The 18,897-nt window shown below is 55.0% G+C and carries 17 protein-coding genes; 9 read left to right on the top strand and 8 right to left on the bottom strand.

The genetic code is table 11. From position 1 onward, the window contains the following. The first annotated feature begins 14 nt into the window (after positions 1 to 14). The 7 genes from carA (at position 15) to AMUC_RS12015 (ending at position 8,052) form a co-directional block, all read left to right on the top strand. The gene (gene carA, locus AMUC_RS06695; RefSeq protein WP_012420290.1) at positions 15 to 1,133 is read left to right on the top strand and encodes a glutamine-hydrolyzing carbamoyl-phosphate synthase small subunit; all 1,119 of its coding nucleotides are present in this window, start codon (positions 15 to 17) and stop codon (positions 1,131 to 1,133) included. A gap of 152 nt (positions 1,134 to 1,285) precedes the next feature. Further along, entirely contained in the window at positions 1,286 to 2,353 is a 1,068-nt protein-coding gene (gene gmd, locus AMUC_RS06690) for a GDP-mannose 4,6-dehydratase (protein WP_012420289.1), read from the top strand. A gap of 1 nt (position 2,354) precedes the next feature. After that, entirely contained in the window at positions 2,355 to 3,443 is a 1,089-nt protein-coding gene (locus AMUC_RS06685) for a GDP-L-fucose synthase family protein (protein WP_012420288.1), read from the top strand. Between the two features lie 26 nt (positions 3,444 to 3,469). Next, the gene (locus AMUC_RS06680; RefSeq protein ID WP_012420287.1) at positions 3,470 to 4,795 is read left to right on the top strand and encodes a Na+/H+ antiporter NhaC family protein; all 1,326 of its coding nucleotides are present in this window, start codon (positions 3,470 to 3,472) and stop codon (positions 4,793 to 4,795) included. 110 nt (positions 4,796 to 4,905) lie between these two features. After that, positions 4,906 to 6,153, top strand: a complete 1,248-nt coding sequence (locus AMUC_RS06675; protein WP_012420286.1) for a hypothetical protein — start codon at positions 4,906 to 4,908, stop codon at positions 6,151 to 6,153. Positions 6,154 to 6,252: 99 nt separating this feature from the next. Next, positions 6,253 to 7,173: a type I phosphomannose isomerase catalytic subunit gene (locus tag AMUC_RS06670; RefSeq protein ID WP_012420285.1), complete on the top strand. Its 921-nt coding sequence runs from the start codon at positions 6,253 to 6,255 to the stop codon at positions 7,171 to 7,173. A gap of 147 nt (positions 7,174 to 7,320) precedes the next feature. Continuing rightward, complete coding sequence (locus AMUC_RS12015; RefSeq protein WP_012420284.1) at positions 7,321 to 8,052, top strand: peptidoglycan recognition protein family protein; 732 nt, start codon at positions 7,321 to 7,323, stop codon at positions 8,050 to 8,052. 249 nt (positions 8,053 to 8,301) lie between these two features. Here AMUC_RS12015 and ispF read toward each other — a convergent pair whose 3' ends face one another. The 6 genes from ispF to AMUC_RS06635 are packed head-to-tail and all read right to left on the bottom strand — an operon-like array spanning position 8,302 to position 15,155. Further along, entirely contained in the window at positions 8,302 to 8,811 is a 510-nt protein-coding gene (ispF, locus tag AMUC_RS06660) for a 2-C-methyl-D-erythritol 2,4-cyclodiphosphate synthase (protein ID WP_012420283.1), read from the bottom strand. A 26-nt stretch (positions 8,812 to 8,837) separates the two neighbouring features. Next, positions 8,838 to 9,602: an inositol monophosphatase family protein gene (locus tag AMUC_RS06655; RefSeq protein WP_012420282.1), complete on the bottom strand. Its 765-nt coding sequence runs from the start codon at positions 9,600 to 9,602 to the stop codon at positions 8,838 to 8,840. Between the two features lie 28 nt (positions 9,603 to 9,630). Next, positions 9,631 to 11,424, bottom strand: coding sequence for a transglycosylase domain-containing protein (locus AMUC_RS06650; RefSeq protein WP_012420281.1), 1,794 nt, complete (start codon positions 11,422 to 11,424; stop codon positions 9,631 to 9,633). A gap of 24 nt (positions 11,425 to 11,448) precedes the next feature. Further along, positions 11,449 to 13,881, bottom strand: coding sequence for a tetratricopeptide repeat protein (locus AMUC_RS06645; protein WP_031930870.1), 2,433 nt, complete (start codon positions 13,879 to 13,881; stop codon positions 11,449 to 11,451). Then, positions 13,878 to 14,324, bottom strand: a complete 447-nt coding sequence (locus AMUC_RS06640) for an ExbD/TolR family protein (protein WP_012420279.1) — start codon at positions 14,322 to 14,324, stop codon at positions 13,878 to 13,880. Before AMUC_RS06640 ends, AMUC_RS06645 begins: the two co-directional genes overlap by 4 nt. A gap of 39 nt (positions 14,325 to 14,363) precedes the next feature. Continuing rightward, positions 14,364 to 15,155, bottom strand: a complete 792-nt coding sequence (locus AMUC_RS06635) for a MotA/TolQ/ExbB proton channel family protein (RefSeq protein WP_012420278.1) — start codon at positions 15,153 to 15,155, stop codon at positions 14,364 to 14,366. 111 nt (positions 15,156 to 15,266) lie between these two features. Here AMUC_RS06635 and AMUC_RS06630 point away from each other — a divergent pair, with 111 nt between their 5' ends. Then, the gene (locus AMUC_RS06630) at positions 15,267 to 16,835 is read left to right on the top strand and encodes an excinuclease ABC subunit UvrC (protein ID WP_233420543.1); all 1,569 of its coding nucleotides are present in this window, start codon (positions 15,267 to 15,269) and stop codon (positions 16,833 to 16,835) included. A 6-nt stretch (positions 16,836 to 16,841) separates the two neighbouring features. Continuing rightward, positions 16,842 to 17,279 (top strand): 23S rRNA (pseudouridine(1915)-N(3))-methyltransferase RlmH, encoded by a 438-nt coding sequence (locus AMUC_RS06625; RefSeq protein ID WP_012420276.1) that lies wholly within the window; start codon positions 16,842 to 16,844, stop codon positions 17,277 to 17,279. Between the two features lie 229 nt (positions 17,280 to 17,508). Here the strand turns inward: AMUC_RS06625 and rpsI are convergent, their stop codons facing one another. Both rpsI and rplM read right to left on the bottom strand, forming a co-directional pair. After that, the gene (gene rpsI / locus AMUC_RS06620) at positions 17,509 to 17,904 is read right to left on the bottom strand and encodes a 30S ribosomal protein S9 (protein WP_012420275.1); all 396 of its coding nucleotides are present in this window, start codon (positions 17,902 to 17,904) and stop codon (positions 17,509 to 17,511) included. Between the two features lie 14 nt (positions 17,905 to 17,918). Then, entirely contained in the window at positions 17,919 to 18,347 is a 429-nt protein-coding gene (gene rplM, locus AMUC_RS06615) for a 50S ribosomal protein L13 (RefSeq protein WP_012420274.1), read from the bottom strand. Positions 18,348 to 18,897 lie beyond the last annotated feature (550 nt).

Below are 18,897 nucleotides of genomic sequence, written 5' to 3'. Positions count from 1 at the left end.
ATACTTACATCACCATGAGAGCCATTCTCGCACTGGAAGACGGAAGCGTCTTCATCGGTTCGCACTTCGGGGCCACGGGCACGGAAGTGGGGGAAGCCTGCTTCAACACGTCCATGACCGGCTATCAGGAAGTATTGACGGATCCGTCCTACAGCGGCCAGATCGTCACCATGACTTATCCTCTGATCGGCAATTACGGCGTCAACCCGGAAGACGGGGAATCAGGCAAAGCGCAGGTCAGCGGCTTTGTGGTGGCGGAACTGGCGAAAGTCCACTCCAACTGGCGTGCCACGGAATCCCTGGGCCCGTGGCTGGAAAAACAGGGCGTCATCGGCATTGAAGGGGTGGATACCCGCAAAATCGCCAAGCATCTGCGCTCCGCCGGAGCCATGCGCGCCTGCCTCACCACGGAGCTGACTCCGGAGGAAGCCGTGGAAGCAGCCAGAAACGCCCCCTCCATGGAAGGCTGCAATATCGTGGACAAAATCGGTTCCCACCCCATGACACCGGAGGAAGTGGACGCGCTGGTTACGGGAAAAACTCTGCCCCCTGCGGAATACGACATCGTCGCCTTTGACTTCGGCATTAAATACAACATCCTGCGCCAGTTGAGGGAAAACGGCTTCCGCGTAACCGTAGTTCCCGCCCACACGACGGCGGAGGAAGTGCTTGCCATGAACCCGGACGGCGTCTTTCTTTCCAATGGTCCGGGAGATCCCGCCACGCTGACGGACATTCACCGGGAAGTAGCTGCATTGATTGGGAAAGTGCCCATGTTCGGCATCTGCCTGGGCCACCAGATTATTTCCCACGCGCTGGGAGCGAAAACCTTCAAGCTGAAGTTCGGGCACCGTGGAGCGAACCATCCGGTCAAAGATTTGAAAACGGGTAAAATCAGCATTACGTCCCAGAACCACGGTTTTGCCGTGGATCCGGACACCGTGCCGGACGACGTGGAAATAACGCTGATCAATCTGAATGACAATACCGTGGAAGGCATCGCCCACAGGACGCTTCCCGTATTCAGCGTGCAATACCACCCGGAAGCGGCGCCCGGCCCCAGAGACCCCCAGTATCTGTTCCGAGATTTCAGGAAAATGATTGCGGCCAGCAAGCGGCAACATGCCCGCTGACGAATCCGCCCCCTTCCTACGGACCAGAGCATTTTCCTCGCCTCGCTGGGAAAAATGCGTTATTTATGCCCGGAGCCCATGAATTGCGGCTCCGGGAGAGGTTTCTTTTATTTCATCAACCTCTCCCGCCAGCAAACAACCTGACACACCATATGAGCAAAATCGCATTAATCTCCGGCATCACGGGACAGGACGGTTCCTTTCTCGCAGAGTTCCTGATTGACAAAGGGTATGAAGTACACGGCATCCTGCGCCGGTCCTCCTCCTTCAACACGGGCCGCATCGAACACCTTTACCTGGACGAATGGGTGCGGGACATGAAGAAAAACCGCCTGATTAACCTCCACTACGGGGACATGACGGATTCCAGTTCACTCATCCGCATCATCCAGACCGTGCAGCCGGATGAAATCTACAATCTGGCAGCCCAGAGCCATGTGAAAGTCAGCTTTGACGTACCGGAATACACGGCGGAAACGGATGCCGTGGGAACCCTCCGCATGCTGGAAGCCGTCCGCATTCTGGGCATGGAAAAGAAATGCCGCATCTACCAGGCTTCCACGTCCGAGCTTTTCGGGCTGGTGCAGGAAGTCCCCCAGAAGGAAACCACGCCGTTTTATCCCCGTTCACCCTACGGCGTAGCCAAGCAATACGGATTCTGGATTACCAAGAATTACCGGGAATCTTACAATATGTTTGCCGTTAACGGCATCCTGTTCAACCACGAAAGCGAACGCCGCGGAGAAAACTTCGTTACCCGCAAAATCACGCTGGCGGCGGCACGCATTGCCCAGGGCATGCAGGACAAGCTCTACCTGGGCAACCTGAACGCCCTGCGCGACTGGGGTTACGCCAAGGATTACGTGGAATGCATGTGGCTGATTCTCCAGCATGACACACCGGAGGATTTCGTCATCGCCACCGGGGAAATGCACACGGTCAGGGAATTCTGCACGCTGGCCTTCCGTGAGGCCGGAATAGAGCTGGAATGGGAGGGAGAAGGCGTGGAAGAACGCGGACGCGACAGGAAGACGGGCAATATTCTGGTGGAAGTGGACCCCAAATATTTCCGCCCTGCCGAAGTTGAACAACTGTTGGGAGACCCAACCAAGGCCAAAACCCTTCTTGGCTGGAACCCCACCTCCACTCCGTTTGAGGAACTCGTGCGCATCATGGTGCGCCACGACATGAAATACGTAAAAACTCCCGTTCATTTCTGAGATGAAAAAAAACAGCAGAATCTTTGTGGCCGGACACCACGGCCTCGTCGGTTCCGCCATCTGGAAATCCCTGGAAGACAAAGGCTATTCCCACCTGATTGGCCGGCCGCACAAAGAACTGGATCTGGAAGACCCTGCGGCCGTCCGGGAGTTTTTTGACCGGGAAAAGCCGGAATACGTCTTTCTGGCAGCGGCGTTTGTGGGCGGCATCATCGCCAACTCCCGCTACCGGGCGGACTTCATCTTCCGCAACCTTCAGATTCAGCAGAACGTCATCGGGGAAAGCTTCCGGCATGGCGTATCCAAGCTCCTCTTCCTGGGGAGCACCTGCATCTACCCGCGCGAAGCTCCCCAGCCCATGAAGGAAAACGCCCTGCTCACCTCCCCGCTGGAATACACCAACGAACCCTATGCCATTGCCAAAATAGCAGGGCTGAAAATGTGCGAAAGCTTCAACCTGCAATACGGCACCAACTACATCGCCGTCATGCCTACAAATCTGTACGGCCCCAATGACAATTTCCACCTGGAAAACAGCCACGTGCTGCCCGCCATGGTACGCAAGATACACCTGGCCAAGTGCCTGATGGAGGGAGACTGGAACGCCGTGCGGAAAGATCTGAACGCGCGCCCAGTGGAACAGGTGGACGGCACGGCTGAAGAAAAGGAAATCCTGGCCGTGCTGGCCAAATACGGCATTACCCCCGGTTCCGTGGAACTGTGGGGTACGGGAACTCCCCTGCGAGAGTTCCTGTGGAGCGAAGACATGGCGGACGCCTGCGTCCATGTGATGGAGCAAGTGGATTTCAGCCAGCTGCAAGAAGGAGGAAGGGAAGTGCGGAACTGCCACATCAATATCGGAACCGGGAAAGAAATCTCCATCGGCGGACTGGCCCGCCTGATTGCCGCTACGGCAGGGTACCGGGGAAATCTGGCGTTCAACGCAGACAAGCCGGACGGCACCATGCGCAAGCTGACGGACGTCTCCAAGCTGCACTCCCTGGGCTGGAAACACCGGGTGGAGCTGGAAGAGGGAGTGGAACGCATTTACCGGTGGTATCTGAGCCGGATGGAAGCCGACGGCAACTGACTTTTCGGCCAGCTCCCCTCACTCCAATGACCAGCCCCCCGGACAACCAGGATACGCCCCCCGCCAAAGCCAGCCTGTGGGCGCTGAGCCCCCTGCTGGTTTTCTTCCTGCTTTACCTGGTCATCTCCATAGCCGTACAGGATTTTTACGCCGTGCCGGTCACGGTAGCCTTTATGGCGGCAGCTGTCTGGGCCGTTTTCATCACCCGCGGAAAAAGCATGGCGGAACGGGTGGATCTGTTTTCCTCCGGAGTAGCCAACCGGAACATCCTGATGATGGTCTGGATTTTCGTGCTGGCAGGAGCCTTCGCCCAGTCTGCTAGGGATATGGGAGCCATTGACGCCACCGTGCAGCTTACGCTGCGGCTTCTTCCGGACAATCTGCTGCTTGCCAGCGTGTTCATCGCCTCCTGTTTCATCTCCCTCTCCGTAGGAACATCCGTAGGCACCATTGTCGCTCTGGCTCCCGTAGCCACAGGGCTGGCACAAGCCACGCAGGTCAGTGCCGGCATGATGACGGCCATTGTGGTGGGGGGAGCATTCTTCGGAGACAATCTTTCCTTCATTTCAGACACCACGATCGCCGCCACCCGTACGCAGGGCTGCGCCATGCGGGACAAATTCCGGGCCAACATAAAGGTGGCGCTCCCCGCCGCCCTGCTGGCCCTGGCCTGCTACATCCTGCTCGGATGGAACGTGCAGTCCCCCTCCACAGCGGATATCTCCATTGAATGGATGAAGGTATTCCCCTATCTGCTCGTACTGGTGACGGCCCTGGCCGGAATCCATGTCATGGCCGTTCTGACCATGGGGCTCCTTGCAACGGGACTGATTGGCATCGGCATGGGGTATTTCTCCTTCATGGCCTGGTTCCAAGCCATGGGCAGCGGCATGACCGGCATGGGAGAACTGATCATCGTCACTCTGCTGGCCGGCGGCGTGCTGTCCATCATCCGTTTCAACGGAGGCATCGCGTATATTATCGGAAAAATTACGGCCCATATCCACAGCAGGCGCGGCGCGGAATTCAGCATTGCCGGGCTGGTTTCCCTGGCCAACCTCTGCACGGCCAACAATACGATCGCCATCATCACGGCAGGCCCCATCGCCAAGGAAATAAGCGACAAATTCCATATCCCACCCAAACGCAGCGCCAGCATTCTGGACACCTTTTCCTGCCTGGTTCAGGGAGTCATCCCCTACGGCGCTCAAATGCTCATGGCCACCGGAATCTCCCAGGTTTCTCCCCTGCTGGTCATGAAATACCTGTATTATCCCCTGATTCTGGGCATCTGCTCCACCCTTGCCATTGCGCTGGCACCGGGAGGGACGGAAAGACGGAGGAAACGCTGAAAAGCCCATACGGAGAAAGGACGGCAAGGCCGCCTTTTTTGTTACCGACATGTTATCCCTGTTATCTTCATGTTACTCAACATATGGGATTCTTGTGCTATCATACATGCATGAGCCTTCATATAGAACCCACGGAAGACGCAGTGGAAACCCTGCGCAAGGAAAGGCGGAAAAATTATATTGCCGCATTAGCGACATCCATTCTCTCCGTCGTTTTGGCAGGAGCCATTCTCTACTCCCTGACCATCATCATCGCCCCTCCGGAAGAACCCAAAGTCGTCGGCTACATCACGCCGGACGATGCGCCGCCGTCGGATACGCCTCCGCCGCCGGAAGTACAGAGGGAAACTTCCTCTTCCTCCCATGCGGAGACGCCCGTCAAGGTCGTGGTGGCAGCGGCCGCCGCTCCGGTGAGCCTCCCCAAGATCGACATTGACCCGCCCGATGAACCTGTCATGCTGGAGGAGGGAACCGCCCTCGGCATGGGGGACGGCTTCGGCCCCGACCTGGGAGACGCTACCTCCGCCTTTGGTACGTCCAAACCCTCCGGAAGCACGCTGGTAGGTACCTTTTACGACACCAAGCAGACTCCTGGCGGACGTCCTACCAACATGAACATGAACCAGTACAGGGAGTTCCTTTCCCGCTTCGTGAACAAAGGCTGGAACGAATCGGAACTGAACCGTTTTTACAAGGCTCCGCAACAATTATACGCAGCCCAGTTCTACATACCTAGGACTCCCGCCAAAGACGCTCCCAAGGCCTACGGTTGCGATGACAAAGTAAAGCCTAGCCAGTGGCTCGCCATTTACCGGGGAAAAGTACGCGCCCCCAAGTCCGGCACGTTCCGATTCGTGGGGTTGGGAGACGACTACTTAGTAGTACGGTTCAATAAACAGAATGTCTTCGACTACGGCTGGGAATCCGCTTCTCTGGGGAAAATGACGGCAAACAACGCCAAATGGCTTGATGCCATGGAAGGCAAACCCGGCAATGACGACTTGAAAAAGGAACTCCGGGAAGTGGGCATCAATGTCCCCCCCGTTACGTTCTACAAATACAGTTCTTCCGGGCACTGGAACAACACTATGCGCGGTGTGGCAGCCGGCAAGCAGTTCACGGTGGAACAGGGCAAGGTTTACCCCATTGAAATCCTAGTTAGTGAAGGTCCTGGTGGCGAATTCGGCATGACTCTTCTGCTTGAAGAAGTTGGAATGGCCCCCATGAGCAAGGATCCTAAAACGGGAGCTCCCATCCTGCCCCTGTTCCGAACCAACTACGGCGTTCCGAAACCGGACAAGAACAAGGAACACGTGCCATTTGACGAAATCGGCATTGTCTGGGAATCCATCAAATAACAGGCAATTCTCCGTCTTCCTCTCTCCATGCCCACAGGAAACCCTGTGGGCATTTTGCTTGCCCGTCCATAAAAGATATCCTACGCTTCCGCTACAACCATGCAGCCTTTTCGATTCCATTCCATCTACCAGCCGCGCATCTGGGGCGGCCAGAGCATGAGAACCATGCTGGGACGGGAACTGCCCGACCGGGAAACAGCTTATGGGGAAGCGTGGGAAATCAGCGACCGTCCTGAAGCCATGAGTATCGTCAAGGACGGCGAATGGGAAGGAATGCCCCTGCACCGGCTGTGGGAAGAACATCGGCAGGAAATTTTCGGTCCCGGCTACGAGCGTTTCCCCCGCTTTCCCCTGCTCTGCAAAATTCTGGATGCCCGCGAAAATCTTTCCGTTCAGGTGCATCCCCCGGAACGCACGGCGGCAGCCCGGCAGGGAGAAGTAAAAAATGAAATCTGGTATGTGCTGCACGCATCCCCGGACGCCCTGATTTACGGGGGAATGGAGGAAAACGCCACACTCCCGGACATCCGTCATGCGGCGGAAACAGGACAGATGGAGCAGCTGATACGCTCCACCCATCTGGAACCGGGGGAACACCTTTACATTCCGGCGGGGCTGGTTCATGCCATTGGCGCCGGGCACCTCATTGCGGAAATCCAGCAGAATAGCGATACCACCTACCGCCTTTATGACTGGAACCGCACGGATGACTCCGGACGAGGACGGGAACTGCACCTGGAACAGGCATTGGATTCCATCGGGGAATTCCGGGAACTCAGCCAGCGCCCCGGATACCTGACGGAAATGCCGTATTTCACCACAAAGGAATACCGCCTGGATAAGGGAGAACGGTTTACCCAGCCGGACTCCTCCCGCTTTGCCGTCTTCACGGTCCTCTGCGGTTCCGTGCTCTGGGACGGGAAAACGGCCCGGAAGGGAGAATTCATTCTGTCCCCGGCAGGCGCGGATGCCGTCACCGCCGCAGAAGCAGAGACTGTTCTGCTCTCAACAACGGTTTAAGCAAACCAATATGACAAAAAGAGCGAAGAATTCGGCACAATGCTGAAGCTTTCACACTTTTTCGTTGCAAAGAAGAAGAGCGAATCTTAGCGTGAACTTAACTTTTCCCGCATCCGTGCTGAAAATTCCCCATCTCCCGGCCTCCGTATGAGCAATATTTCCACCATCGCCACTTATCTTGCCCGCTTTTCCGGTCAGCTCCAGCCCATGCTGGAGAAAGTCCAGGGCATGGACCGCAGAACTTTTCTGCTGGAAACCGCCGCCCTGCTTGCCCTGACCAGTTGTTCGGAACCTTCCGGAAAAGCAGGAATGGCTCCCATGATCTCCTTTAAGCCCTCCGGGGTCCCCGTGGTGAAACGTTCTCCGCGCCAATTGCTGGCGGAATGTAACGTCCGGCCGATGTTCATGCCTAAATCTTCTCCGCTCCGCCGCCGTTCTTCCCGAATGAAGCCGCGCTTCATCACCATGCACAACACGGAAAACCCGTCCGCAGACGCCATGCAGCATGCGCGCGCCCTGAATAACGGAGCTTTGCGCTGCAACTGGCATTATACGGTAGACCCATACGTGACCATGCAGCATATCCCCCTGAATGAAACGGGACGCCATGCAGACCGGGGCGGCCCCGGAGACATGTACTCCATCGGAATTGAAATGTGTGAGAAGCGAGGACAGAGCATCGTCAAAACCTTTGACCGCGCTGCCAAGCTGGCGGCCTACAACATGTATGCCCACGATATTCCCCTGAGGAATGTCGTGCCCCATTACTACTGGACCGGCAAGCGTTGCCCCCACCTTCTGCTGGACAATGGCAAACCCGGCTTCAAATGGTCTTGGTTCATCTCCCGCGTGGATTATTATTACCGCTGCATCAGCTGAGATATCAGGCAACACCTCTTCCCTGTGCAGGGAAACGGGTAATATTATTATGCAGCCAAAAACGGCTTTGCCGCCAGGGAACGGTTAACAATTTCCTGCCATTTCATTAAAACTGCCTGGGAAAGGGCCTCCCCCAAAAAACGCCATTTCCACCTGCCCGTTATTCCTGAAGCATATTCCTTGTTTAAAGCCCCATATCGGCTTCTTTTTTGAAAAAAGGCTTCCAGAAACGGAACCGGAGCGTTCTTCTTACGGCATGGTCAAATCCTCCGGCATCAGAATAGCCGCTACGGCAAAAGCGGCAATGCCTTCCCTGCGGCCCAGCGCGCCAAGCTGTTCATTAGTAGTGGCCTTGATGCCCACACGGACCGGAGAGATTCCCAGAGCGGCGCCCAAAGCTCCCTTCATCTGCTCCAAATAAGGGGAAATACGGGGAGATTCTGCAATAAGGGACGAGTCCACATTCACGATGCGGCCGCCGCGCTCCCGAATCAGAGAAACGGCTTTCGCCACAATATCCAGGGAAGGGATGTCCTTGCAGGAAGGATCGCCCGGCGGAAACCAGTAGCCGATGTCCGGCAACCCGGCAGCGCCCAGCAGGGCATCCGCAATGGCGTGGCATAAAACATCCGCGTCGGAATGGCCGTCCAGGCCGCGGGAGGAAGGAATATGAACACCGCCCAGCATCAAGGGGCGCGGAACTTCCGCAAAACGGTGGATATCATACCCGATCCCGGTCAAAGCGATCATGTTTTTCATACGGTACTGCGGCAATAATGTTCGGGTTACTCCCCCAGCGCCTCCATGATAGGGATGCGGCCGTTCCACGCGACAATGGCGAATTGTTCCGGATTATCTTCCTTCGGTTCCAAAACAACCTTGCCGCCGGCTGCTTCCACCAGCAAAACCCCAGCGGCGACATCCCAGATGGATATGACGCTTTCCACATAGGCGTCAAATCTGCCGCAGGCAATATAAGCCAGGGCCAGAGCCGCAGAACCGTTATTGCGCACCTTGCGTACCTGCCAGGCGATCCTGGCGAAACGTTCAATCCCCTTTTCCTTGGACCCGTCCGTCTTGCCGTGCCCCACGAATACCACGGCTTCCGCCATGCGTTCCCGCCGGCTGCAATGCATGGGATGATCATTCATGTACGGAATCCCGCCCTTTTCCACATGCCAGCATTCATCCATCATGGGATCGTAAATCACGCCCAGCACCACTTCCCCGCGGCGACGCAAAGCTATGGAGACGCAGAACCAGGGAATCGTGTAAAAATAATTCACCGTCCCGTCAATGGGGTCTACAATCCATTCATACTCGCTGTTCCTGTCCCCGGTGTATCCTTCTTCTCCCAAAACAGCGTGGTTGGGAAACACGGAAAGAATTTCCTCCGTAATCAGTTTCTGGGAAAGCTTGTCCAGCTCCAGCTTGATATCATTCTGGCTGGCTTCATCCACCTTCTTTTGCTCATAAAAATGCTTCTTCAGGAAAGCTCCGGCGGATTTGGCGGCCTGGATGGCCGTGGTCATTTCAAGTGAGTGTCTCATGATGCTTCTACTAATGGAAAATTGAACTTCATTGGGAGCCCTGTTCTGCAGCATTTTCCCGCTCCCGGCGTTCCCGGACAGCTTTTCTGCGACCTTCCTCCGCACGGTCATACACCTCCCCGGCCAGAGAGGAACAGGTTTTTGCCAACGCCGCGGAAACCCCTTTTTTTTCATAGACGGCGGCCTCCGGAGAATCAAAGCCCACCCAGGCAAAAACCGTGAAATAACGCCCCATGACGGCGGAAAAATGCCCCGTATTTCCAGGAAGCCTGACATTGACGAAGGTTTTCCTGGTCCGTTCGTCGTAGCGGAAGGGAGGAAGGGAAGCCACCAGGTGGGCGGATTCCCTAGGCAGGATTTCCCGGCGGCTTTCTTCCGGAGAGGGGGCATTCACCATCACCAGGTTCTTTTTGGTGGTACCCACCTGCCTGACGGAGGAAATACTCACATTGAGCCCGTCATTGCCGATGAGATACAGGGCATTGACGGCATGCGAAAGAGGCACGGAAAACCTGCCGGTATACAAGTCCGAAGAACGGGGAAGTTCCCCTTTGTAACCGGCCTTTTGTGCCGTTTCTATTACTGTATTGAAACCTACCCCGCGGCCAGTGACTTCCGGATTGCTGCGAATAACGGTTCTACGCTGGTCGACAGCGCATAAATTGACAATGGGAGTGAACAGATCGCCGGGCATTACCTTGGACTGCCATCGGTCCAGACCGTCCTGGGCGGAACGCCCCCCTGTTACGGCCAGCAGATCCCCTTTACGGGAATCCACACACAATATGGCCGCTTGCACACAACGATTCAACTGGTTGTCCACCCTTTTGGGCAACCCTGCCCACACGGAAGAAGATTCCAGAGCGACCAGCATAGGCTCGCTTACATCTTCAACCATCCGCTGAAATTCCAAATCCAGCGTGGTCATTACAAAAATGCTGGAGGTTCCCTCCTGCTCGTCACAGCAATCCAGGTCTCCCAACTCACGGGAAACGACCAGAACGGGATAAGAACCGGGCCGAGCTTCCCGTTTACCAGCCACCGCCATCGGTTCGCGGAGCGCCTGCCATAATTGTTCCTGGGTAATGAATTCACACTCAAACATCCTTTCCAGCGTCGCATTGCGGACCTTGGCAGCAGCCTCCGGGCTGTAAACGGGATTGTAGATGGAAGGTCCGCGCACCAGCCCGGCCAGGGTAGCGCACTCCGCCAGTGTCAGATCCGCCACTTTTTTGCCGAAATACAAATCCGCCGCCTGCGCAATCCCATAGCATTGCTGGCCAAAGTAAATGCGGTTCAGGTAAGCCGTCAGAATTTCATCCTTGGAATACTTGCCCTCAATGCGGCGGGCCACGGCCATTTCCAAAACCTTGCGATCCAGGGTCTTCCCTCCCAGCTCATAACAATTCCGCGCCAGCTGCATCGTAATCGTGGAAGCACCCTGGGCATAGGACAATGTAGTCAAATTCCGGCAAATGGAGCGGATAATGGAAGAGTACACAATGCCGCCATGTTCGAAAAAGTCTTCATCTTCCCGCGCAACGAAAGCATTCACCAGATTATCGGGCAGTTCATTGCGCGCTACATACACCCGGTCATGATCTGTCAAGGTGCCTATCCACTGGCCGTTGCGATCATATGCGGCGCAATTTTCCAACGGCGCCAAAACCTCGTCCAGCTCATACTGGTCCGCCCTCCATGCATAAACGAGAAGAACGATGATGAAAGCGATAGGAATGAGGCTGAACCACAGCAACAGACGGCCCAGATTGCGAGGCAGCAATCCAAACAGATCATACCATCTTTTACGCCTGTTCTCCATTTCCGGTTTCAATCTTTAAAACGCTTATCGTGCGTCCGGAGGCAAAGACTCTCCATCCTGTTTCCAATCCGGGAATTCCTTTTGCAGGCGGGCCCGGTATTGGGAAGCCTCCGATTTGCGCCCGGCCTTGTCCAAAGCTTCCGCCGCCTTGAAGAGAGCCTTGGGTTTCAGTTCGGCGTCATTGACAAACAGCTCGGCCGTAACACCGTAATGCTTGGCCGCTTCATCAAACTTTTTCTCCGCATAGGAAATATCCCCCAGAACAATTTTCAAGGAAGCCATCAGAGGACCTTCCACGCCCAGAGCCAGCGCATCTTCCGCCGTCTTCCTGGCATCCGCATACTTGCCCAGCCCCAGCAAAATGGAAGCCTTGTCCAGCATGCCGTCCGCACGGCGGTAAGGCTGGTCCTCATCCTTCAGAAAATTGTTGGAAGCCACCAAGGCGCGGTCATACTTTCTGAGCGCCAGGCGCACCTTCGCCAAATTACGCCAAATCACCTTCTTCACATTCTGAAGCTGGTCGTTCTGCGTAGCCCAGGTCATATACTTGTCCGCCGTTTCCAGATCCTTCATCCCATAGGCCTGAAGGCCCAGCCATGCGGGGATGACATCCGGCACACGAGCCACGGCGGAAGGATTTTCCTTTTGCAGGGTTTCCAGGGCCTCCTTCAGTTTATTCACGTCCTGGAGCTTGTGATAGGACAGAACGGAAAGCACATTAACCTGTTCTCCGTATTTCTGGGGATCCAGAGTCTTGGCCTCAGCCATATGGCTGATAGAAGACTTGAAATCTCCCTGGTCAAACGCCGCACGCCCCAGCAGGAAATGGGCTTCAGCCAAAGCGGCAGGAGACGCCTTCGGAAAATTCTGAATCAGGCCTTCATAATACTTCGCCATGTTCGCCATATCCTGGCGTCCCGCATAAATCTGAGCGGCTCTCTGCCATGCGGCGGCAGCTGATTCAGCTTTCGGCCAGCGGGCAATCACACGGTCAAAATCCATCAGCGCCTCAGCTTCCTTCTTGGTCTTGGCATACATGTCCCCACGCAACGTCAATGCCTCGCAAATGCGGGGATCTTTCGGAAAATCATTGATAAAATCAGTCAGCAGCTTGGCGGCCACACCTCTGTTCCCGGCCTGGGCAATCGCCCATGCGCTCTTATATAAAATATCCGCACGCATCTTCGGGGGCACTTTGTCAAAATCAATGCTGGCATAAAACCGGGCGGCATCCGCCGGATTGGAGCTGAACAGGTTCTCTGCAGCCATCAGGCGCACCATATCATGCAGCTCACTGGTAGGAAAAGCCTTGGCATAATGGTTCAGGAAGCTCTGGGCCCGCTGGGGGAGATCTTTCTGCTTAAGTTCATTATAACACAATAACCGGTAAAAGGAGGCTTGCATGGCCTCCTGCGTATAAGGAACGGACTTTTCCGCTTCCAGAAAGAAATCTGCCGCTTTCCGGTACTCCTTCAATTTATAGGCGGACTGCCCCAGCAGCATCAACAGACGCACCTGGCCGTCCTTTGTCGGCATCTTTATTCCCTTCTGCTGCTCATACTGGGAAAGTATCTCCCTGTACTTGCCCATATTGTACAGCCCCAGAAGAAGCCCCATTCGGGCCTCCGGCGCCATCTCCTTCAGGGACTCGTCCTTCAAAAGCCGTTCATAAAGGCCCTGGGCTTCCGCAGTCTTTTTCAGTTTGGTGGCCAGCATGGCGGCCTGAAGAGTGGCGATTCCCCTGTTCCTGTTATCCACACCGGGCGTTTCCAGCACCTTGCGATATTCGGAATAAGCTTCTCCCAAGCGTCCCGTATCCGCACACAGGGCGGCATATCCCATCCGGGACACCAGAACAAACTTGGCATCCGCTTCCGGATTGCCCATCACCGCACAAAACATGGTGGCGGCTGCCTCCGGATTACCGCTGGAAAGAAACAGGCGTCCCAGACGGTACTGGGCGTCCACCTTCAAATCATTCTGTTCCGCATTGCGAATCACGAGCTGGTAATACTGGATGGCCTTATCTATCTCCCCGGCAGAAGAAGCATCCGTCGCCAGACGGTAGGCGGAGGCGGCAACCAGGGCGGGGCTGCCCGTCTGAATCAATCTGAGGAACAGGCCATGTGCCTCATCTTTCCTGCCCAGCTCCTCCAAACACATGGCAGCACGATACTCCGCCAGAGGAGCCTGGGCGGACTGGGGAAAACGTTGGGTAAATTCCAGATATTTACGCAAGCTTAAATCAAGAAGGCGTCCATATTCCTGCCGGTTCTCCTTCGTAGCCGGAGCCTGGGCCTGCTTGTACAGCATGTCCGCCATATCCAGCGTATCCTGCTCCGGATTAGCGACCAGCGGACCATCCGCGATGGGAGCGGCATCCGGAATATTTTCCTGGGCGGCGGAAAACATCGCCAAAGTTATTAAACCTGCATTAATGGAAAAAAACGCTTTCATGAAGCCTGGGAATTGGAAACATTGATTGAAGATGGAACCGGAGGACGCGTGGAAAAAGAAACGTTATTCAGCCCGGCCTTCAGACATGCGTCCATCACATGCACCACCACGCCGGATTCCGCCTTCTCATCCACGCGGATACGGACGAGCATGGTTTTGTCCAACCGGGCGACGGAAAAAAGTTTGTCTTCCAGCTGCGGCATTGTGTACTGCTGGCGGTTGATTACCACGGTACCATCTTTACGGATATTCACGATAATTTCATTGGACACGTTTTCACCGGGCTTGGGAGTCTCTGCTGAAGGAAGATTGATGGAAAGATCCGGTTCATCATCCTCAAATGTCTGGGTTACGATGAAAAACACCAGCAGCAGAAATACGATGTCCAGCATGGGGGCCAATTGAAACCCGATGGGACTGGGCATTTTATAATGAAATTTCATACATTCTTCCGGTGAGGTGGAGAAGTGGATGCGTTCCGGCTAGAGCCCACGCACATCGCGCAGGGAAGTGGGATCTACGGGGACTTTGGGAAGTTCCTCTTCATGAAAAGCCCCAGCTGCACCGACTCGTGGCTTCTGAAGCTGGGTGGCAACTACGGAAACACTGTGCGTGACGGCTGCCTCCAGGTCTCCCACCCGTTTGTGTACACGGCTGCGGAAATATACATAGGCCAGGATGGCGGGAATGCCAAGCATCAGGCCGCCCGCCGTCGTAATCAAGGCTTCCGCCACGCCGCCCGCCATGTCGATGCGCTGCTTGCCCCCGGAAAAATCACCGTTGGCAATCTCAAAAAAGGTTTTCATCATCCCGACCACGGTTCCCAACAGACCCAGCATGGGGGCTACGGCGCCAATATCCGACAGCCAGGAAATCTGGCGGCTTAGGAACCCCGCCTGCCGTCCTCCTTCCGCAGAGGCTATCTCCCTTACCTCCTCAAACTGGGCGGAGGGATTGCGCAACATGAAGTTGGCTACAGTCAACATCACGCGAGCGTAGCAGGAATCTCCATTCTTGCAGAGGATGGAAAGTCCCGTGTAATCCCGTTTGCGAATGAAAGATTCCGCCTGTTCCACCAGTTTGGTAGGCAGGACGGCGGAAGCTCGGGTAGAAAAACAGCACATGACCAGCACCACTACTCCGGCGATGGATAACAAAAGCAGCGGCCACATGATGAAACCGCCTTTCATGAACAGTTCGGAAAGGGGATAATTTCTATCTCCCACTACAAAATCCATGGCGGCAGCCAGCGTGGTAAACGGTACAGGATTCATACAAAAGACATAGGGGATTATACAGAAGAAGTTTTCCTAGGCAAGCCAAGTAGCCGTAATACAGTACGTTTCCACAGTTCCATTTCTTGCCTCATATGGCATAATGCCTGCGTGGCAGACCGCGAGAAACCAACCCTGAAAGAACTCTGGAGGGAAACTCCGCACAAACCAGGCGTTTATATCATGAAAGACGCCCGGGGAAATACCATCTACGTGGGCAAAGCCAAGGACCTTCACCGCCGCCTGGGCAACTATTTTTCTCCCACGGGAGCCACACTCTCCAATCATAAGACAAGAGCGCTCATTAACGCTATTGCGTCATTTGATTATTTTGAAACCAGAAATGACCAGGAGGCTTTTCTGCTGGAAAGCAAACTGATTAAACAATATCGTCCGCATTACAATATCCAGATGAAGGACGACAAGCGCTACCCCCTGCTGAAAATTCCGAAGGGGGAAAAACTGCCTCGTTTCCAGCTGGCGCGAGTGCGCAAAGATGACGGAGCGCGCTACTTCGGCCCCTTTGTCCACTCCCAGGCTCTTTACGCCACGCAGGAATGGCTTAACCGGCATTTCCGGCTGCGAACCTGCAAGACAAAAAATCCGGGAATTCATGACTTCAGGCACTGCCATGCGGATGTGATTCGCAACTGCTCCGCTCCGTGCATTGGCCGCATTTCCATCAATGATTACAACCGGAACTTTGACCAGGCGGTGCGTCTGCTGGAAGGAACGGGAAGAAAAAGCACTCTGGACGAACTTACCGGGGAAATGATGGAAGCCGCCGATAAACTGGACTTTGAACGTGCGGCATACCTGCGGGACATCCGGGACAATCTGGTCAAGGTACTGGAACCCGCCCGGCGGTTCCGAAAAAGAACTCCCGATCTTCCCGGCACCGTTCATCCGGAAGAAGACATGAAGGAACTGGGGGTGGCCCTGGGATTAGAATCTCCCCCAACCATCATGGAATGCTTTGACATTTCCAATGTCTCTTCCAACCATATCGTAGCCTCCATGGTGCGCTTTACCAACGGCAGGCCGGATAACAAAGCCTACCGTCGGTACCGTATACGTACTGTGGACGGACAAAATGACTTCGCCTCCATGTCGGAAGTCATCCGGAGGCGTTACTCCCGCATTCTGGCGGAGAGCGACGCCGTAGCCTCACGGCAGGCGGACATGACCCTGTACCAGTGGCTTAAGAAACTCAGCGCGGAAGGAAAAGCCCCCATCAAAGTTCCAGATCTGGTAGTCGTGGACGGAGGTAAAGGACAGCTTTCCTCCGCTCTGGCCGATTTGGAAGCCATCGGCCTGGGAGACATGCCCATCGTAGGCCTGGCCAAGCAGAGGGAAGAAATATTTTTTCCCCACCAGTCCCAGCCCCTTTGCCTGCCTCACAGCACGGGAGCCCTCAAACTCATGCAGCGCATCCGCGACGAAGCCCACCGTTTCGCCAACGGCTATAACGAACTGCTCTACCGCAAACGCATGCGGGAAAGCGCCTTGGACGACGCCCCGGGCATGAGCGCCTCAAAAAAAAGACTGTTGCTGGAAAAATTCAAATCCGTAACTGCCATTAAAAAGGCGGACCCGGCTTCTATCGCCGCCATCCGCGGCATTTCGGAAACTTGGGCCCGCACCCTGCTGAACTACCTTAACTCATCTTCCAACTCCTGACTTCTCATGCAATTCCTGATTCTGGCCGCCGGAAAGCCTTCCCTAGGCTACGCCAAGGAAGGCGTGGAACTCTATCTCAACCGCCTCAGGCCCTTCGGCAAGACGGAACTCAAGCTTGTCAGGGACGGAAGCTCCCAAGACGTTTCTAAACGTCTGCTGGCCGCCAGCGAGGGTTGCCTGCGCATCGCCATGGACGAACGCGGAGAACTTTGGACCACAAGAAAGCTAGTCGACCTGGCAAAGGACTGGCAAATGCATTCCGTACGCCGCATCGCGTTTCTCATCGGAGCCTCAGACGGTCATACGGAAGAACTGCGGTCCCGGTGCAACCATATCCTGTCCTTGAGCAAATTCACCCTTCAACATGAACTGGCGCTTGTTGTCCTGCTGGAACAGCTTTACCGCTGCCACACTATCCTGGCAGGAACACCATACCATCGGTAACCCCCGTCAACCAACCATTCCTGCACTGGGAAACCTCCCCCCCTTCACAGCAAATGCAGGAAAATCATTGAAAGCTGCCGTAAGCAACCTAACCAGAAAAAGCTTTTTAAAGACGCGTGAAGCAGTAAAAAACAAAGTTCTTCCTGCAACAAAAAAGGAGTACTCCACAGGGAGTACTCCTTTTCCGAGAAAGAAATGGTAAAGCCAGTTCCTTCGCAACCAGCCAAGCTTAACGCTTGGAGAACTGATAACGCTTGCGGGCTCCAGGACGACCGGGCTTTTTACGTTCCTTCATGCGGGAATCACGGGTCAGAAGACCGAATTCACGAAGCTGGGAACGGGAAGCTTCATCAACCTGAACGAGAGCACGGGCGATCGCCATGCGAATGGCTCCCACCTGTCCGTGAATACCGCCGCCCTTGGTAACGACGTTCACATCAAACTTGTTCATGGTATTGGTAACCTGAAAGGGCTGAAGAACAGCATTCTGCAACTGAACGGTAGGAAGATATTCCTCAAAACCGCGGCGGTTGATCGTGATGCGGCCGGAACCTTCAGTAAGCCAAGCGTGTGCAATGGCGGTCTTACGACGGCCGGTGGCGTTGTATGGGGTTGTCTGACTCATGTCTGAAAAATCAATTAGAGAGTAATGGCAGTGGGCTGCTGGGCTTCATGCGGATGGCTGGCACCGGCATAAACCTTCAGCTTGGTCATTTGCTGACGGCCCAGGCGGGTGTGAGGAACCATGCCTTTAACAGCCAGTTCCAGAAGAAGTTCAGGGCGGCGAGCACGAATCTTACGGGGGGTGTCCACCTGCTTACCGCCAACGTAACCAGAGAAACGGGTATAAATTTTGGCATTTTCCTTGTTACCGGTCAACACCACCTTGTCCGCGTTCACGATAATGACAAAATCGCCACAATCAACGTGGGGGGTGAAAATTGTCTTGTTCTTGCCACGCAAAATGTTAGCCGCTTCAACGGCAACACGGCCGAGCACCTTGTCGGCAGCGTCTATAACATACCATTTGCGCTCTACTTCTTGCGGTTTGGCTGAGAAGGTCTTCATGGTTCAATTCTTCGTTCTCGTTTTTCGGCATCCTGCCGTTATCTTCCAATTCGGGGGCGCATTCCTAATGATTATTCACGTAAATGTCAAATACTTTTTCTCTTTTACAGCCTTTTTCCCGTCCCTCTCCATAGAATTGTGTTTTATTTGCACAACTTCCGCATTCAGGACTTGCCCTTGCAAAAATATGGTCTATCATTCGCCTGCGCGGGATTTGCACACGCGTTCATTTTAACTTTACAAGGAGAGTCCTATCAGCCCGAATCCAAGATCCAGCAGCCGCCCCAGCGGCGGACAAAATTCCCGCCCCGGTTCCAGACCGACCGGCACCAGTAACCGTCCCGGACAATCCAGGCCTTCCGGCAATGGCACAGGAGCGGCACGGTCGGCCGGACAGTCTGCAGGACCGGGAAATTCCAGAACAGGGGGAGGAAGCCGCCCCGGAGGTAACGCCAACAGGCAACGCCCGCAAGGAGGCGGAGGACGCCACACCAAGGGCAGAAAGAATTTCAATAAATCAGAGTCCAAGGAAGAAAACTCCGAAAGTGAA

Origin of the sequence: Akkermansia muciniphila ATCC BAA-835 (genome assembly GCF_000020225.1) — a bacterium.
GTDB classification, from domain to species: domain Bacteria; phylum Verrucomicrobiota; class Verrucomicrobiia; order Verrucomicrobiales; family Akkermansiaceae; genus Akkermansia; species Akkermansia muciniphila.
This window is presented reverse-complemented; position numbering and strand designations above follow the sequence as displayed.

What these genes read in the sequence shown, in the direction of transcription:
- AMUC_RS06680 (WP_012420287.1), top strand. Translation starts at nt 3,470, where the DNA reads ATGACCAGCCCCCCGGACAACCAGGATACGCCCCCCGCCAAAGCCAGC.
- rpsI (WP_012420275.1), bottom strand. Translation starts at nt 17,904, where the DNA reads ATGAGTCAGACAACCCCATACAACGCCACCGGCCGTCGTAAGACCGCC.
- AMUC_RS06675 (WP_012420286.1), top strand. Translation starts at nt 4,906, where the DNA reads ATGAGCCTTCATATAGAACCCACGGAAGACGCAGTGGAAACCCTGCGC.
- AMUC_RS06670 (WP_012420285.1), top strand. Translation starts at nt 6,253, where the DNA reads ATGCAGCCTTTTCGATTCCATTCCATCTACCAGCCGCGCATCTGGGGC.
- ispF (WP_012420283.1), bottom strand. Translation starts at nt 8,811, where the DNA reads ATGAAAAACATGATCGCTTTGACCGGGATCGGGTATGATATCCACCGT.
- rplM (WP_012420274.1), bottom strand. Translation starts at nt 18,347, where the DNA reads ATGAAGACCTTCTCAGCCAAACCGCAAGAAGTAGAGCGCAAATGGTAT.
- carA (WP_012420290.1), top strand. Translation starts at nt 15, where the DNA reads ATGAGAGCCATTCTCGCACTGGAAGACGGAAGCGTCTTCATCGGTTCG.
- AMUC_RS06635 (WP_012420278.1), bottom strand. Translation starts at nt 15,155, where the DNA reads ATGAATCCTGTACCGTTTACCACGCTGGCTGCCGCCATGGATTTTGTA.
- AMUC_RS12015 (WP_012420284.1), top strand. Translation starts at nt 7,321, where the DNA reads ATGAGCAATATTTCCACCATCGCCACTTATCTTGCCCGCTTTTCCGGT.
- AMUC_RS06650 (WP_012420281.1), bottom strand. Translation starts at nt 11,424, where the DNA reads ATGGAGAACAGGCGTAAAAGATGGTATGATCTGTTTGGATTGCTGCCT.
- AMUC_RS06640 (WP_012420279.1), bottom strand. Translation starts at nt 14,324, where the DNA reads ATGAAATTTCATTATAAAATGCCCAGTCCCATCGGGTTTCAATTGGCC.
- AMUC_RS06645 (WP_031930870.1), bottom strand. Translation starts at nt 13,881, where the DNA reads ATGAAAGCGTTTTTTTCCATTAATGCAGGTTTAATAACTTTGGCGATG.
- gmd (WP_012420289.1), top strand. Translation starts at nt 1,286, where the DNA reads ATGAGCAAAATCGCATTAATCTCCGGCATCACGGGACAGGACGGTTCC.
- AMUC_RS06655 (WP_012420282.1), bottom strand. Translation starts at nt 9,602, where the DNA reads ATGAGACACTCACTTGAAATGACCACGGCCATCCAGGCCGCCAAATCC.
- AMUC_RS06685 (WP_012420288.1), top strand. Translation starts at nt 2,355, where the DNA reads ATGAAAAAAAACAGCAGAATCTTTGTGGCCGGACACCACGGCCTCGTC.
- AMUC_RS06625 (WP_012420276.1), top strand. Translation starts at nt 16,842, where the DNA reads ATGCAATTCCTGATTCTGGCCGCCGGAAAGCCTTCCCTAGGCTACGCC.